This is a genomic window from Synechococcus sp. Tobar12-5m-g, from assembly GCF_024345415.1.
Lineage (GTDB): Bacteria > Cyanobacteriota > Cyanobacteriia > PCC-6307 > Cyanobiaceae > Regnicoccus.
On record NZ_JAGQBB010000013.1, the window covers coordinates 72,103 to 84,265 of the forward strand.

Consider the following 12,163-nt stretch of genomic DNA (forward strand, 5'->3'; position numbering starts at 1 on the left):
GGATCAGTGGATCAGGGAGTCGAAGAGCTGCTGCATCCGCTTGAGCAGCTGATTTTCCTGAATCTTCACGGTCTCCCGCGCCAGCCCTTCCAGTTCGCCACGACGCTTGCTGACCAGATGGGCCAGGCCGTCCATCAGCAGCGGATTCGCCTTGAGCAACGGCCCGAGCTGCTCCCTGGACACCTCGAGCAGGACGCATTCCTCAAGGGCGCGAACCGTGGCGCTCCGCAGGCTGCCACTGAGCATGGACATCTCACCAAAGATGTCTCCGGGGTTGAGGCAGGTCACCTGGAGCGCCGGAGCGTTGGGCTGCTGTTTGAGAACCTCCACCTGGCCATGGAGCACCTGATACATCGCGCCACCCTCGTCTCCCTCCACCACAATCGTTTCTCCCGGCGCGAAGCGGAGTGAGCGGGTGTTGCCTGCCAGGCTGGTGAATTCCTGATCGCTGAGGCCGGCGAAGATCGGATTCAGGCGAAGAACCCTGGCGCGATCCGTCGCACTGTGGCTGATCGGCTTGTAAGCATCGGGAGTCGGCGGTTGCTTGCGCAACTCACGCACCGGATAGGGAACGCTGTGGCCCTGGCGTTCCATCGCATACCAGATCTGCTCCAGCAGTTCGCTGCGCAAATCCAGCAGATCGGCCAGGCTGCCTGGCTTCTGAAACACGAGGATGTCGTACTCGATGGCGAAGTCACCGAAGGCTTTCACCCGGACGGAGGCCGGCGGCTCGCGCAGGCTGCGGGGATGGGCGCTAACAATGCCGGCGAGAAGCTGGCGGGCCTGGGCAGGAGGCAGGCTGTATTCGAGGCCGATGCTGAAGCGATTGCCCATCGACCCGTAGGCGCCGTAACTGCGCAGCACCACCGAGGTGATCATGGTGTTCGGCACCATCACCATCGCCCCGCTGACATCGCGGAGGCAGGTGTCGCGCCAGTCAATCGAAACAATCACCCCCTCCGTGGCCTCATCGACGCGGATGAAGTCGCCCAACTTCAACTGATCATCCAGTTGAAGTTCGAGGCCGGCAAACAGGTTCTTGAGGGGTTCCTGGGCCGCCAGGCCCAGCACGGCGGTGAGCACGGCCGAGGTGGTGACCAGCCCGAGCAGGTCGAAGCGGGCCAGCTCCTTGAACACCACCACCGTGACCACCGAGCCGCTCGCGAGCATCACCAGTTGCAGCAGAACCGGCGGTGGTGGCTCCCAGGCCCCCAGGGACGCCGGCACCTCGACCCCTGCCCAGAGCAGGATCCGGATGCCGGCATAACTGATCATCAGCTCATCGATCAGTTCCACCCAAGGCCGGTAACCGGCGGGAAGCAGGGCGATGGGCAGGCTGCGCACCAACGCCCAGGCCAGAGTGGCCAGCAGCGGGAGCCGCAGGGGAAACGCGGCCAGCCGGACCCGTCGGCAAAGCAGCCGTACTATCAGCAGCAGGGCCGCCACACTGAACGAGGCGAGCCACACCTCCAGAACTTGCATCGCGGGCAGGAGGGGCGGGCCGGGTCGATCCCCAGCGGGAAGGAACTGGGCACGATAAAGGCTGCTCCAGTCATGGTTGGGTCAGAAACGACAAGCAAGCTGGTGGCTGGCCCGTTGGCCCGGTCCCCTTGCCCTGTCTTGATGGCGTTGTCCCACCGAACCTCCTTGCTGCTCGGCTCGCTTGGAGTCGCGCTCTGCACCCAGACGCTTGCCCCGGTGGCGGCGGTGGCCCAGCAGGTGCAGCTCCGCTGCGACGGCACCCTGCTGGAGGCCGCGGGCCAGGCCGAGCGCAAGCGCAGCATCGAGAGCCTGCGGTTTTCGCTTGCTCTGGAGGCCGAGGCCGCCACGGCGGATGGCGCCCTCGGCGCCCTGCAGGCGCGGCTGGCTGCCGTGCGGAACGCGCTGCAGCAGCTGGCTGTCAGGGAGCTTGAGGTGAGCTCCCCTTCCACCTGGCAGCGGCCGGCCAGTCGGAACCAGCCCGCGGCCGTGCAAGCCAACCTGCAAATCAGTGGTCAACTGGTCCCTAGCCAACTGCAGCCGCTGATCCGCACGGTGGGGGCCCTGCCGGGGGTTCGTGTGGCGCCGGTGAGCACCGAGGCGGGCAAGGGCGGCGATGCCGCGGTTCAGCGGCAGCTGCTGCGGGAGGCTTACCAGGCGGCCCGCGCCCAGGCGATGGACCTGGCCGAGGCGATCGGGCTCAGCCGGCTCACCCCCCTGGAGGTGCGGATCGAGGGGGGCATCCGGCCGGTGATGCTGCGCGCGGCGGCGGCGGATGCGGCGCCGTTCGATCCGGCCGAGCTGCCCGCCCCCACCGACCGGCTGGGATTGCAGGTTCGCTTCTGCGCCCGCTGAGGTTGGATTCGGTGTTCCTCGCCCCAGTCAGCCTGGGGCGAGGTTGCATACTTGATCGACGTTTGACAGCAGCTCTGTGGGGACTCCCGCTGGCGAAGAGCTGACCACAGGACTGGAGGTTTTCTTCCTGTTGGTGATGGGCCATTTCGTCGGTGACTTCGCCCTCCAGAGCGACCGGATGGCCGTCGAGAAATGCCGGGGCAAGGATCAGACCCTCGCCTGGCAGTGGTGGCTCACCGCCCATGCCGGCATCCATGGGTTTCTGGTGGCCGTACTCAGCGGGGTGGTCTGGCTGGGGATGCTGGAGTGGTTTCTGCACGCCCTGATTGACCTGGGTAAATGCCGCCACCGCTATGGAATGGGCGTGGATCAGGGACTTCATATCCTCTGCAAGTTGGTTTACGTGGTGATGATCGTCGCCCTCTGATCGCGATCACCCCTGCAGATAGGTGGTCTGCCGCAGGCTGCTCTCCAGGTGGGCCATCAGACGCCGGGCGTCGCCAATGGGCAGATCGCCCCGATCGATCGCCGCCTCGCTGGCCAGCCGCAGGCGCTCCAGCAGTTGGCTGGGCTCGTGTTCCATCGCTTCGAGCACCTCGGCGTTGGTGCTGCCCCGCACCACATGCTCCACCCGGTAGCTGCCGTTGGCCCCCAGGCGGATGTGCACCGCATTGGTGCTGCCAAACAGGTTGTGGAGGTTGCCCATCACCTCCTGGTAGGCGCCGCCGAGGAACAGGCCGATCCAGTAGGGCTCACCGGGGCGGAACTCATGGAGCTCCAGCAGCGGCTTGGCCTGGCCGGGCCCGATGAAGCGGGCCAGCTTCCCGTCGGAGTCGCAGGTGAGGTCGGCGAAGCTGCCCAGCCGGCTCGGGCGCTCCTGCAACCGGTGGATCGGCATCAACGGAAACAGCTGATCGATCGCCCAGGTGTCCGGCGCCGAGCGGAACACCGAGAGGTTGGCGTAGTAAGTGCTGGCCAGGGCGGCCTGGAGGGCCTTGAGCTCGTCGGGTATCGGGCGGGCCGCCGGCCACGCCGATAACGCGGTGGCGATCGCCTCGCAACAGGCCCAGTAGAGCTGCTCGGCGCTGCCCCGCTCCGGGAGGCTGAGGTAGCCGAGGCGGAACGCGGAGAGGGCATCCTCCTTGAACTTGATCGCGTCATTCCAACCCTCCTGCAGGCGATCGTCCGGGCGGTCCGCCGCCCTGATCGCCGCCAGGGTGTCGCGCAGGTTGCGCACGATCAGCGGCTCGTTCGGCTGCACCGGCGGCTCGCTGCCGGGCACCGATCCCATGCCGAGCACGTCGAACACCAGCACACTGAAGTGGCTGGCGATCGCCCGGCCGCTCTCGCTCACCAGGGTGGGCAGGGTGATGCCGTGGGGTTCGCAGCATTCCCGCACCGTGGCCACCACATCGTTGGCGTAGTTCTGCAGGGAGTAGTTGGTGGAGTCGGCGGTGGCGGTGCGGCTGCCGTCGTAGTCGATGCCGAGGCCACCGCCGACATCGAGGTAGCCCATCGGCGCGCCGAGCCGGGCGAGCTGGCCGTAGATCTGGCCCGCCTCCTGCAGGGCGTCCTTGATCACGGCGATGTCGTTGATCTGGCTGCCTACATGGAAGTGGAGCAGCCGCAGCTCGCCGAGCAGATCGGCCTGCCGGAGGGCTTCCACCGTGGCCAGCAACTCCGGTACCGCCAGGCCGAACTTGGCCCGCTCCCCCACCGAGCTGCCCCAGCGGCCGCTGCTGCGGCTCGAGAGCTTGGCCCGAACCCCGATCAGTGGGGCGGCCCCCAGGCTCTTGCTGGCGGCGATGATCCGCGCCACCTCATCGGCCTGCTCGATCACCACCACCGGCTGGCGGCCGAGCCGACGGGCCAGGATCGCCGTCTCGATGTAGCGCTGGTCCTTGTAGCCGTTGCAGATCAGCAGGGCCTCGGGATCGTCGACCAGGGAGAGGGCGATCAGCAGCTCCGCCTTACTGCCGGCCTCCAGGCCGAAGTGCCAGCGGCGGCCGCTCTCCACCAGTTGCTCCACCACGTGGCGCTGCTGGTTGCACTTCACCGGAAACACCCCCTGGTAGCGGCCGGCGTAGTCGTACTGGGCGATGGCCCGCTCGAAGGCGGCGTGAAGCCTCTCCAGCCTGTCCTCGAGGATGTCGTCGAAGCGGATCAGCAGCGGCAACGACAGATCCCGGTTGCGCAGGCCCTCCACCAGATCCACCAGATCCAGGGAGCCGCCGCGATCGCCGCGGGGTTGCACCATCACATGGCCACGGCCATTGGCGCTGAAATAGGGCTCTCCCCAGGCCTCCAGGCCGTAGAGGCGGCTGCTGTCGGCTACGGACCAGGGGGAGGGGGCGCCGGGGAGCACTTCCGGCGGTCTGGTCGGTTCGGCGAGCACCATCGCGGCCTTGGGTTGGGCGAAGCCTGTTGAGTGGAATCTAGGCGGGGCGCCGCTGGCCACACTGGGACCATGGCTTCACCACATGCCCACTCCTATTGGCGGCATCGCTTTGCGGCGGATCGCCAGGCGCCGGAGAGGCGCCGGATTCTGGCCGTGGAGCAGGCGGTGCGGGCAGCCACGGCCCTTGGCGGCCGCTGGCCGGAGATCCAGCAGATCTGGCTGTTTGGGTCGGTCCTCACCGAGGGCTTCCAGGAACATTCCGATCTCGATCTGCTGGTGGAGGGGCTGCCGGCCGCTGGTTCCGAGGGCCAAGCTCGATGCAAGCTGACGACCTGAGTGAACTCAGCGACGATCTGCGCCGGGAACGGCAACGGCTGGGGCGCCTGGTGGCATCTCTGCAGGAGCTGCGCCCACGGATCCGCTCAGGTGGTGAAGCGGTCGAGGCCGCTGCGCTGCGCTTGCACAGCTTTGACACGGGGGTTGAACGGTCGCTGCTCCTGGTGAGCCGGACAGTGAACGGCAGAACGCCGCGGCAGGGGGAGGGATGGCATCGGCGCCTGCGGGAGAGCACCCAGCAAGGGCTGCAGGCCTTTCTGCGCATTCGGCATCTGGTGCGCAACCTCTATGCCGATGAGCTCCTGCCCCTTTGGCAGGACCTGGACGTGGACCTGGAGACCTTCGAGGCCTGGGCTGAGCAGGTGGCGCGGGGCGCTGACGGGTGACTGTTGAACTGTCCGAATGAGTAGCACCCCGATCAGGAGCGCCGGGGGGAACCCTCCACCGCTCCAGCCGGTGCCAGTTCCGCGCTGGTCTCCCCGGCGCTCCAGGCTTCCACGGCGTTGCGGAGGCCCAGGATCGGATCCATGAGCGGCGCCAGCTGCTTCAGGAGCACGTAGGCGGGCTTGTCCGGCCGGTGGAGATCCGGCAGGGGCCCTGGCCGCACGCCGCACTCCAGGGCCGAGGCCAGGGCCGCGAGCGTCGTCAGCACCTGGTCCCGCAGGGACAGGGCGCTGGCCGGAGCAGGGCCGGCATCGAGCGGGCGACCACCGCTCCCCAGCACCACCAGGGCATCGATCAGCCGCTGGCTGTGCTGCAGAAACGCCATCAACGGCAGGGCCATCGGCCGATGGGAAACCCTCTCGCTCAGGTAGCGCTGGATGGAAACCTGGGCGTTGCCCATCGCCAGCCGCACCTCGGCTGGGGTGGCCGGCGGCCTTGGGTCCGTCGGGTCGGTCGCCAGAACCCGATCCAGCACGTCCTGGGCAAACCGGGCCGTGCAGCGCAGGCTGGCCGCCAGCCGGGCCGGCAGCTGCTCCCGTTCCCAGCGGGGCAGCACCAGGTGGATGGCGGCCAGGGCCAGGCCGGCGCCGATCAGGGTGTTGGCAATCCGCCAGAGGGCCAGGCTCCAGTCACCGGGTTGGGCGATGTCCTTGTAGAGGACAATCCAGGGGGTGAGAAAGAAGACGAACAGCCCGTAGTTCACCGGCAGGACCGCCATCATCACGACCGTGAGCGGCACCAGCAGCAGCACGAGGGCGAGCGGATGGGGGAACAGGGTGGCCAGCACGATGGCGAGCATCCCCCCCAGCACCGTGCCCAGCACCCGCTGGCTGGTGCGGGCGAGACTCTCGCCCGCCGAGGGCCGCAGGATCACCGACACGGTGAGCGTGATCCAGTAGCCGATCGGCAGGGCGAACAGGGTGTACACGCCCACGGCCACGGCCGAGGCGGCGCCGAACCGGAGTCCGTGGCGAAACACGCTCGACTCCAACGTCAGGTTCGCCCGCAGGGTCGCCCAGCCTTGGACCACGGCAGCGCCCATCTGGCCACTCGGGCGGCGCCCCTGAGTCGATCTCCGGTTCCGTGCCGCCAAGGGGATGGCTTCGCCCGCCTGGTCGAGGGTGGCGATCCAGTGGGCCTGGCTCGCCTGGGCCTGCTGGAGGACGAAGGCCGCCGCCCCGCCGCCGCCAGCATGGGGCAACAGTTCTTCAATCGCCCCGGCGATCCGCCGCGCCTCCTCCTCCAGCTCCTGGAGAGCAGGCAGCGGCCCGCGCCCCAGCAGCGCCTGCTCGATCTGGAGCAGGGCGGCGACGCAGCGCCTGTTGAGCACTTGCATCCGCCGCTGAATCGGGGAAGCCTCTGGCGCCGGAATCGACGCCAGCAAGTCGCTGATAGCCGCGCCGGTCACGAACAATCGGTCGGCGGTCTCGATCAAGCGGGTGAAAGCCCCGTCGGCGGGGCTGGCGCCGAGGCGGCCGCAGCGGGTCTCGGCCAGGGTCGACCGGGCGCTGGCCAGGGCTCCGCGGACCCGGAGCTTCTCCTGGAAGAGCCGCTCTTCGCTGGCCCGCTGCTGGCCGGGCGCCGGGCAGGCCAGGCTGAGGAAGTGGGCGATGGAGCGCAGGGCGTCGGCACTGGCGACCCGCACGGGTCGGTAGGGCCGCAGCGGCCAGACGGCCACCGCCAACAGGGTGGCCCAGGCCCCTCCAGCCAGATAGAGCAGAGACCAGCCCAGGGCCTTGGCCGGATCCGGGCCCGCCACGTTGATGCCGATCAGGAAGCACCAGGCCGTCACCAGGCCGATCAGGGCCCCTGCATTGCCGTAGAGCGACAGCAGACCGCAGCCCAGCCCGACGGCGAACATCGCCGGCACGCACAGCCAGGGCCAGGTGGCCAGGCCGATGCCTGCGCCAAGTGCCACGGCGCCCAGCAGGGAGGCCAAGGCCATCGCCGTTCCCTTGGTGCGATAGGCCCCTCCCGTGTCGGCCATGTTCACGTACAGGCCCCCCAGCGCCATCCAGATCAGGGCGGGCTCCTGCAGCAGCGAAGCCCCCAGCAGCGGCGGCACGGCGGCCAGCGTGGTGCGCAGGCCGAGCCGGAGGTTGGGCCCAGCGCTCGGTGCCGTCAGGAAGGTGCTAGCCCCGGATGCGGAGGCCTTCATCGGTGGGCGCCTGGCCGGGGCCCCGATCGTATGGCGCCCGGAACGGGCGGGGTTGCTTGCCAAGCGGCAGCCCCAGCGCAGACGATGGCTCGATCCCTGATCCCCGAGTCCATGAGCACCGAACGCACCTTCCTCGCCATCAAGCCCGATGGGGTGCAGCGGGGGCTGGTGGGGGAGATCCTCGGCCGCTTCGAGCGCAAGGGCTTCAAGCTGGTGGGTCTCAAGCAGCTGGTCCCCAGCCGTGGGCTGGCCGAGAACCACTACGGCGTGCACCGGGAGCGCCCCTTCTTCGCCGGCCTGGTGGAGTTCATCACCAGCGGCCCTGTGGTGGCGATGGTCTGGGAGGGCGACGGCGTGATCGCCAGCGCCCGCAAGCTGATCGGCGCCACCAAGCCCCTGGAGGCCGAGCCCGGCACGATCCGCGGCGATCTGGCGGTGAACATCGGCCGCAACGTGATCCATGGCTCCGACGCCCCGGAAACCGCCGTGTTCGAGATCGGGCTTTGGTTCGAGCCCGCCGAGCTGAGCGACTGGACACCCGCCGATCAGACGTGGCGCAGCGAGGCCTGAGCCATCAAAGTGGGCGGATGGTGATCCGGTCCGCCCCATGCAGTCTCCGCGCCGCGGCCTGATGGCGAGCCTGCGCACGGCCGCCGCCAGCTCCACCGCTGCGGTTGCGGTGTTGCTGGGTGTGGCGGCCTCCGCCGCGCCAGGGGTTCCGCGGGTGGTGGATGTGCCCACCCGGCCTGCGTTCGTGACGCCGCCGAAGGGCGCTGAGCAAGCCGCCCGCATCGGTCAGGTTCTGATGCCCGCCACGCTGCTGCGGACCCAGAAGCCCGGACGCCTCCAGGTGCTGCTGGCGGATGGCCGCGGCTTCCGCCTCGGCGGCGATGCCCTGCTGCGGCTGGGCATCGCCGATCTCGACCTGCAGAGCGGCCAGATCATCGCCTGGATTCCTCCCGGCAGAACGGGCGTCCCACCGCTGCGGGTGAGGACCCGGGTGGCCACGGCCTCGATCGCCGGCACCACTGTGTTCATCGAAGCGACCCCCACCGAGCTGAAGTTCTTCAGCTGGGAGGGCCGGGTGCTGGTGGAGGCCGACAACGGCCAGCGCTTCACCCTTACCAGTGGGGAGCAGGTGACCTTCGTGAGGGGCGCCTGGCAGGCGCCCCTACGGCTCAGCCCCGCGGAAGCGGCCACCCGGCGCAAGGCGAGCATCCTGCTGAATGGCTTCGAAGCTCCGATGGAGACGCTGACCGTGATCGAGCGCGAGCTCGGCCTCACGCCTTGAGGCATTGGCCGTGAGACGTGGGCCGTGAGGACCCCCAGGCCGTGGTGGCTGGCCCTGGCCGCCCCCCTGCTGCTCGCCCTTCCCGGGTTGGGCCCCACCCCACCTGGCCAGGCCCTGGCGCTGGCTGACGCCCAGCTCCAGCAGCTTTTCTTTCGCCTGCGCGGGCCTCGCGCCGCTGCGATGGATCCTGTGATCCTGGCAATCGACAGCGAGTCGCTCCAGCTCGGCGAGTTGCTCGGTGCCAAGGAACGCCAGGCCTCGCCCCTGTGGCGCCGGATGGGGGCCTGGCCCTGGCCCCGGGCCGTGCAGGCGGAGCTGGCTGCTGCGGTGCTGCGGCGCGGCGCGGCGCGGGTGCTCTTCAACATCGAGTTCAGCCAGCCGAGCCGCTACGGACCCGCCGATGACCGGGCCTTTGTCGAAACGCTGGCGCCTTGGCACCGGCAGGTGCATCTGGCCGCCACCTACGCAGGAGGCGACCGGGGCGAACTCGTGCAGGTGCAGCTGCGGCGCCCGATCGTGGCGCTCGCCGCCCCCGGCCTCACCACCCTCCTCCAATCCCCCCAGGGGGTGGCGGAGGCGGTGCCGGGGCGACGCTGGCTGCGGGAGAACCTGGCGGGCTTCCCGCTGCCCCATCCCCTGCCACTGGCCTTTCTTGTCCGACCGGAGGCGCTGACGGATCAGCCTCTCGGCATCAACGTCCCAGGTCCTGCCGGAACCACACCGCGGCTGCCGGCCTGGCGGGTGCTGGAGGCGCCAGCAGCATTCTGGCGAGGTCGGACGGTGCTGATCGGCGCCACCGCGCCGGAGCTGGGGGATCAGCAGGAAACCCCCTTTGGCGCCCAGAGCGGAACGGAGGTGCAGGCCGCGGCCATCGCCAACGTGCTGCGGGGCGATGGGCTGCGCCCCCTCCCCGCGGCTGGGGAGGCCCTGCTCCTGCTGGCCTGGGCCGCTGGGGTGCTGTGGGTGCTGGGCCGGGGGGGAACGTCCGCCCGCAGCTTCGCTCTGACGGCGGCGTTGATGACCACCGCCCTGGGGGCCTCCTTCCTGCTCTGGCTCGGGGCCCATCTCCTGCTGCCGCTTGCCACCCTCCTGCTGATGCCCTTGCTTGGTGGCGGGGTGCGCGGCGGCGGCCAGGCGCTGGCGGAGGCGCGGGAGCGGGCCTACCTGCATCAGGTGCTGGCCCGGCGGATCTCTCCCACCCTTCTCCGTGACATCCTCCGCGACCCCGGTCCGCTCTGGAACCAGGCGGGTGGGCGCCGGGCCCGCTGCGTGGTTCTGTTCAGCGACCTCGAGGGGTTCACGCCCCTCAGCGCCTCCCTGGAGCCCGGGGAGCTGTTCAGCCTGCTCAATCGCTACTTCGAGACGATGGCGGCGGCCGTCCTCGAGGAACAGGGCCTGCTCGACAAATTCATCGGCGATACGCTGATGGCGGAATTCGGGGTGCCGCGCAGCCGCGGGGATCGCGAGGAGGCGCGTGCGGCGGTGCGGGCCGCCCTGTCGATGCAGCGCCGGCTCGAGACCCTCAACGCCGAGCTGGCGGCCACGGGTCAGCCGCCCCTGCGCCATGGCATCGGTCTGCATGTCGGCGATGTGATCGCCGGCAACCTCGGTTCCTCCCAACGGCTGGAATTCACCGTGGTGGGTGCCACGGTGAATGTGGCCAGCCGCCTGGAGGGCCTCACCCGCCGTTTCCCGGAGCACTCGATCCTGATCAGCGGCGACCTGCTCGCCCTGCTGCCGGATGAACTGGTGGTGGAGCCGCTGGGTCGCCAGAGGGTCAAGGGCTGGCCCACGGCGCTCGAGGTGTTTGGTCTGGAGGGGATCCAAGAACACCATGGGAATCAGTAAACGTCTTTACCTTTCCACAGATCTGCAGCTGGTCCCCTGCTCACTTCGAGGCCCCCCTGGGTGAGGTCCCTGGCCCTGCTGGCCTTCCCTGTCCTGGCGGCAACGCTGGCGATCCCGCAAGCCGTGAAGGCGTCGGAAGCCGCCACGGTGAGAAAAAATCGCGATGGCGATCAACTGTTCGTCGATGCCCTCCAGGCGAAGGTCAGCCAGACCGTCCTCTCCCCGCCGCAGATCACGACCCAGAACAGCCGCGGCCAGCTCGAATTCCAGTCGAGAGCAGCCGCTCGCCTGAATCGATTCACCCAGCTGCGCCTGGGGAAGCGCTGCCTCCTGCGCGCCAAGGGCCAGGTGCTGGTCTCCGGCAAGCAGAGTGGATGCACCAAGTCGTTGGGGCTGAGCTCCCCCGGCACCAACGACCTGATCAGCCTCAAGGACGATGACCCCACGGATGTGAACATGCTGGAAGGCAGCGTGGGAGTCGAAACCTTGACGAGCACGGAACAACCTGCAGAGCAAGCGGATCTACTCAGTGATCTGCTTGCTGAGATCAACGTCTTTCGAAGACTGGCTGGGAATCCAACATTTCCGGCCGTTCCTCAACCCGTTCAGAACGCGATCAATCCCTATGGGTTGATTTTGATCAATGCCATGCGAAGAACCGGTGGTTGTTTCCACGGCGGCAGCAATGGTGTGCCCTCCCCCTTTGACGTCGTCCAACTTCCCGTTGGCTGGTCAGTGCTGGGCGAAGTGCTCGGATGTCCAGCGGAGCCGGGGGTCTGGGATCCCAAAATCGTTGCCAGAATGTTGTGGGAGTCGCCGACCCATCGGCGAATCGTATTTGATTCAAAGAAAGCCCTTGCCATTTGTTGCGTCTGGTCAAAAGCCCGGCACAGGGGCGATACGGAGGCCATGGTCTGCCTGACCTTGAGGAGCGAAAAAAGCAAGACCATCGCTGTCGCTCCCCTGCTGATCACGGCTGGCTTCCGGTTCAGATTTTCGGACGTTGGCAAGGTTCGTTCCTTTCTCAAGCTTAGACCTGACGACTACAACGCCATCCTCAGGGGCCCAATGTTCACGGGCTTCGCCCCGAGAGTCCCGAAGCTCGACGCCCTCAAGCACTACATCACCGACAAAATCGAGGATGTCGCTTAAACTGGCCCAGTTGCTGTTACCGGCCTGCCAAGGTGACTCACGATTAGCCAAGGAGGCAACCCGTGCGTGAATCAACTAAGGAAGCTCTGGACAACACGTCCGCATAGCCAGTCGCGGTCCACCAATTGTTCGGATTGGACTATTTCAGCAGAGATCAGGCTGGAATGAGCCTGATCTCACCATGTTTGGGGACTGGCCCGCT

General features: G+C 68.2%; 11 protein-coding genes. 8 read left to right on the forward strand and 3 right to left on the reverse strand.

Going from position 1 to position 12,163, the window contains the following annotated elements:
* Nucleotides 1-3: 3 nt before the first annotated feature.
* Nucleotides 4-1,482 carry a mechanosensitive ion channel family protein gene (locus KBY66_RS09675; protein WP_255089134.1) on the reverse strand — a complete coding sequence of 493 codons (1,479 nt, stop codon included), beginning with the start codon at nt 1,480-1,482 and terminating at the stop codon, nt 4-6.
* Nucleotides 1,483-1,623: 141 nt separating this feature from the next.
* On the opposite strand from KBY66_RS09675, the gene KBY66_RS09680 reads away from it, so the two are divergent.
* Both KBY66_RS09680 and KBY66_RS09685 read left to right on the forward strand, forming a co-directional pair.
* Nucleotides 1,624-2,334, forward strand: coding sequence for an SIMPL domain-containing protein (locus KBY66_RS09680; protein WP_255089136.1), 711 nt, complete (start codon nt 1,624-1,626; stop codon nt 2,332-2,334).
* 76 nt (nt 2,335-2,410) lie between these two features.
* The gene (locus KBY66_RS09685) at nt 2,411-2,761 is read left to right on the forward strand and encodes a DUF3307 domain-containing protein (protein ID WP_255089138.1); all 351 of its coding nucleotides are present in this window, start codon (nt 2,411-2,413) and stop codon (nt 2,759-2,761) included.
* A 6-nt stretch (nt 2,762-2,767) separates the two neighbouring features.
* Here KBY66_RS09685 and speA read toward each other — a convergent pair whose 3' ends face one another.
* Nucleotides 2,768-4,732 carry a biosynthetic arginine decarboxylase gene (gene speA, locus KBY66_RS09690; RefSeq protein WP_255089139.1) on the reverse strand — a complete coding sequence of 655 codons (1,965 nt, stop codon included), beginning with the start codon at nt 4,730-4,732 and terminating at the stop codon, nt 2,768-2,770.
* 69 nt (nt 4,733-4,801) lie between these two features.
* Between speA and KBY66_RS09695 the strand changes: the two genes are divergently transcribed.
* The gene (locus KBY66_RS09695; RefSeq protein ID WP_255089140.1) at nt 4,802-5,068 is read left to right on the forward strand and encodes a nucleotidyltransferase domain-containing protein; all 267 of its coding nucleotides are present in this window, start codon (nt 4,802-4,804) and stop codon (nt 5,066-5,068) included.
* A complete protein-coding gene (locus KBY66_RS09700; protein WP_255089141.1) occupies nt 5,050-5,454 on the forward strand; it encodes a hypothetical protein in 405 nt (134 codons plus the stop codon). Before KBY66_RS09695 ends, KBY66_RS09700 begins: the two co-directional genes overlap by 19 nt.
* Nucleotides 5,455-5,486: 32 nt before the next feature.
* Here KBY66_RS09700 and KBY66_RS09705 read toward each other — a convergent pair whose 3' ends face one another.
* Nucleotides 5,487-7,670, reverse strand: coding sequence for an FUSC family protein (locus KBY66_RS09705; RefSeq protein ID WP_255089142.1), 2,184 nt, complete (start codon nt 7,668-7,670; stop codon nt 5,487-5,489).
* Nucleotides 7,671-7,781: 111 nt separating this feature from the next.
* On the opposite strand from KBY66_RS09705, the gene ndk reads away from it, so the two are divergent.
* From ndk to KBY66_RS09725, 4 genes are read left to right on the forward strand one after another with little or no spacing between them, the layout of a single operon-like run.
* Nucleotides 7,782-8,240, forward strand: coding sequence for a nucleoside-diphosphate kinase (gene ndk / locus KBY66_RS09710; protein ID WP_255089144.1), 459 nt, complete (start codon nt 7,782-7,784; stop codon nt 8,238-8,240).
* 37 nt (nt 8,241-8,277) lie between these two features.
* The gene (locus KBY66_RS09715; RefSeq protein ID WP_255089146.1) at nt 8,278-8,961 is read left to right on the forward strand and encodes a FecR domain-containing protein; all 684 of its coding nucleotides are present in this window, start codon (nt 8,278-8,280) and stop codon (nt 8,959-8,961) included.
* A 24-nt stretch (nt 8,962-8,985) separates the two neighbouring features.
* A complete protein-coding gene (locus KBY66_RS09720) occupies nt 8,986-10,809 on the forward strand; it encodes an adenylate/guanylate cyclase domain-containing protein (RefSeq protein ID WP_255089147.1) in 1,824 nt (607 codons plus the stop codon).
* A 60-nt stretch (nt 10,810-10,869) separates the two neighbouring features.
* Nucleotides 10,870-11,961, forward strand: coding sequence for a hypothetical protein (locus KBY66_RS09725; protein ID WP_255089148.1), 1,092 nt, complete (start codon nt 10,870-10,872; stop codon nt 11,959-11,961).
* Nucleotides 11,962-12,163: the final 202 nt, after the last annotated feature.

What these genes read in the sequence shown, in the direction of transcription:
- KBY66_RS09675 (WP_255089134.1), bottom strand. Translation starts at nt 1,482, where the DNA reads ATGCAAGTTCTGGAGGTGTGGCTCGCCTCGTTCAGTGTGGCGGCCCTG.
- KBY66_RS09680 (WP_255089136.1), top strand. Translation starts at nt 1,624, where the DNA reads ATGGCGTTGTCCCACCGAACCTCCTTGCTGCTCGGCTCGCTTGGAGTC.
- speA (WP_255089139.1), bottom strand. Translation starts at nt 4,732, where the DNA reads ATGGTGCTCGCCGAACCGACCAGACCGCCGGAAGTGCTCCCCGGCGCC.
- KBY66_RS09695 (WP_255089140.1), top strand. Translation starts at nt 4,802, where the DNA reads ATGGCTTCACCACATGCCCACTCCTATTGGCGGCATCGCTTTGCGGCG.
- KBY66_RS09700 (WP_255089141.1), top strand. Translation starts at nt 5,050, where the DNA reads ATGCAAGCTGACGACCTGAGTGAACTCAGCGACGATCTGCGCCGGGAA.
- KBY66_RS09705 (WP_255089142.1), bottom strand. Translation starts at nt 7,670, where the DNA reads ATGAAGGCCTCCGCATCCGGGGCTAGCACCTTCCTGACGGCACCGAGC.
- ndk (WP_255089144.1), top strand. Translation starts at nt 7,782, where the DNA reads ATGAGCACCGAACGCACCTTCCTCGCCATCAAGCCCGATGGGGTGCAG.
- KBY66_RS09715 (WP_255089146.1), top strand. Translation starts at nt 8,278, where the DNA reads ATGCAGTCTCCGCGCCGCGGCCTGATGGCGAGCCTGCGCACGGCCGCC.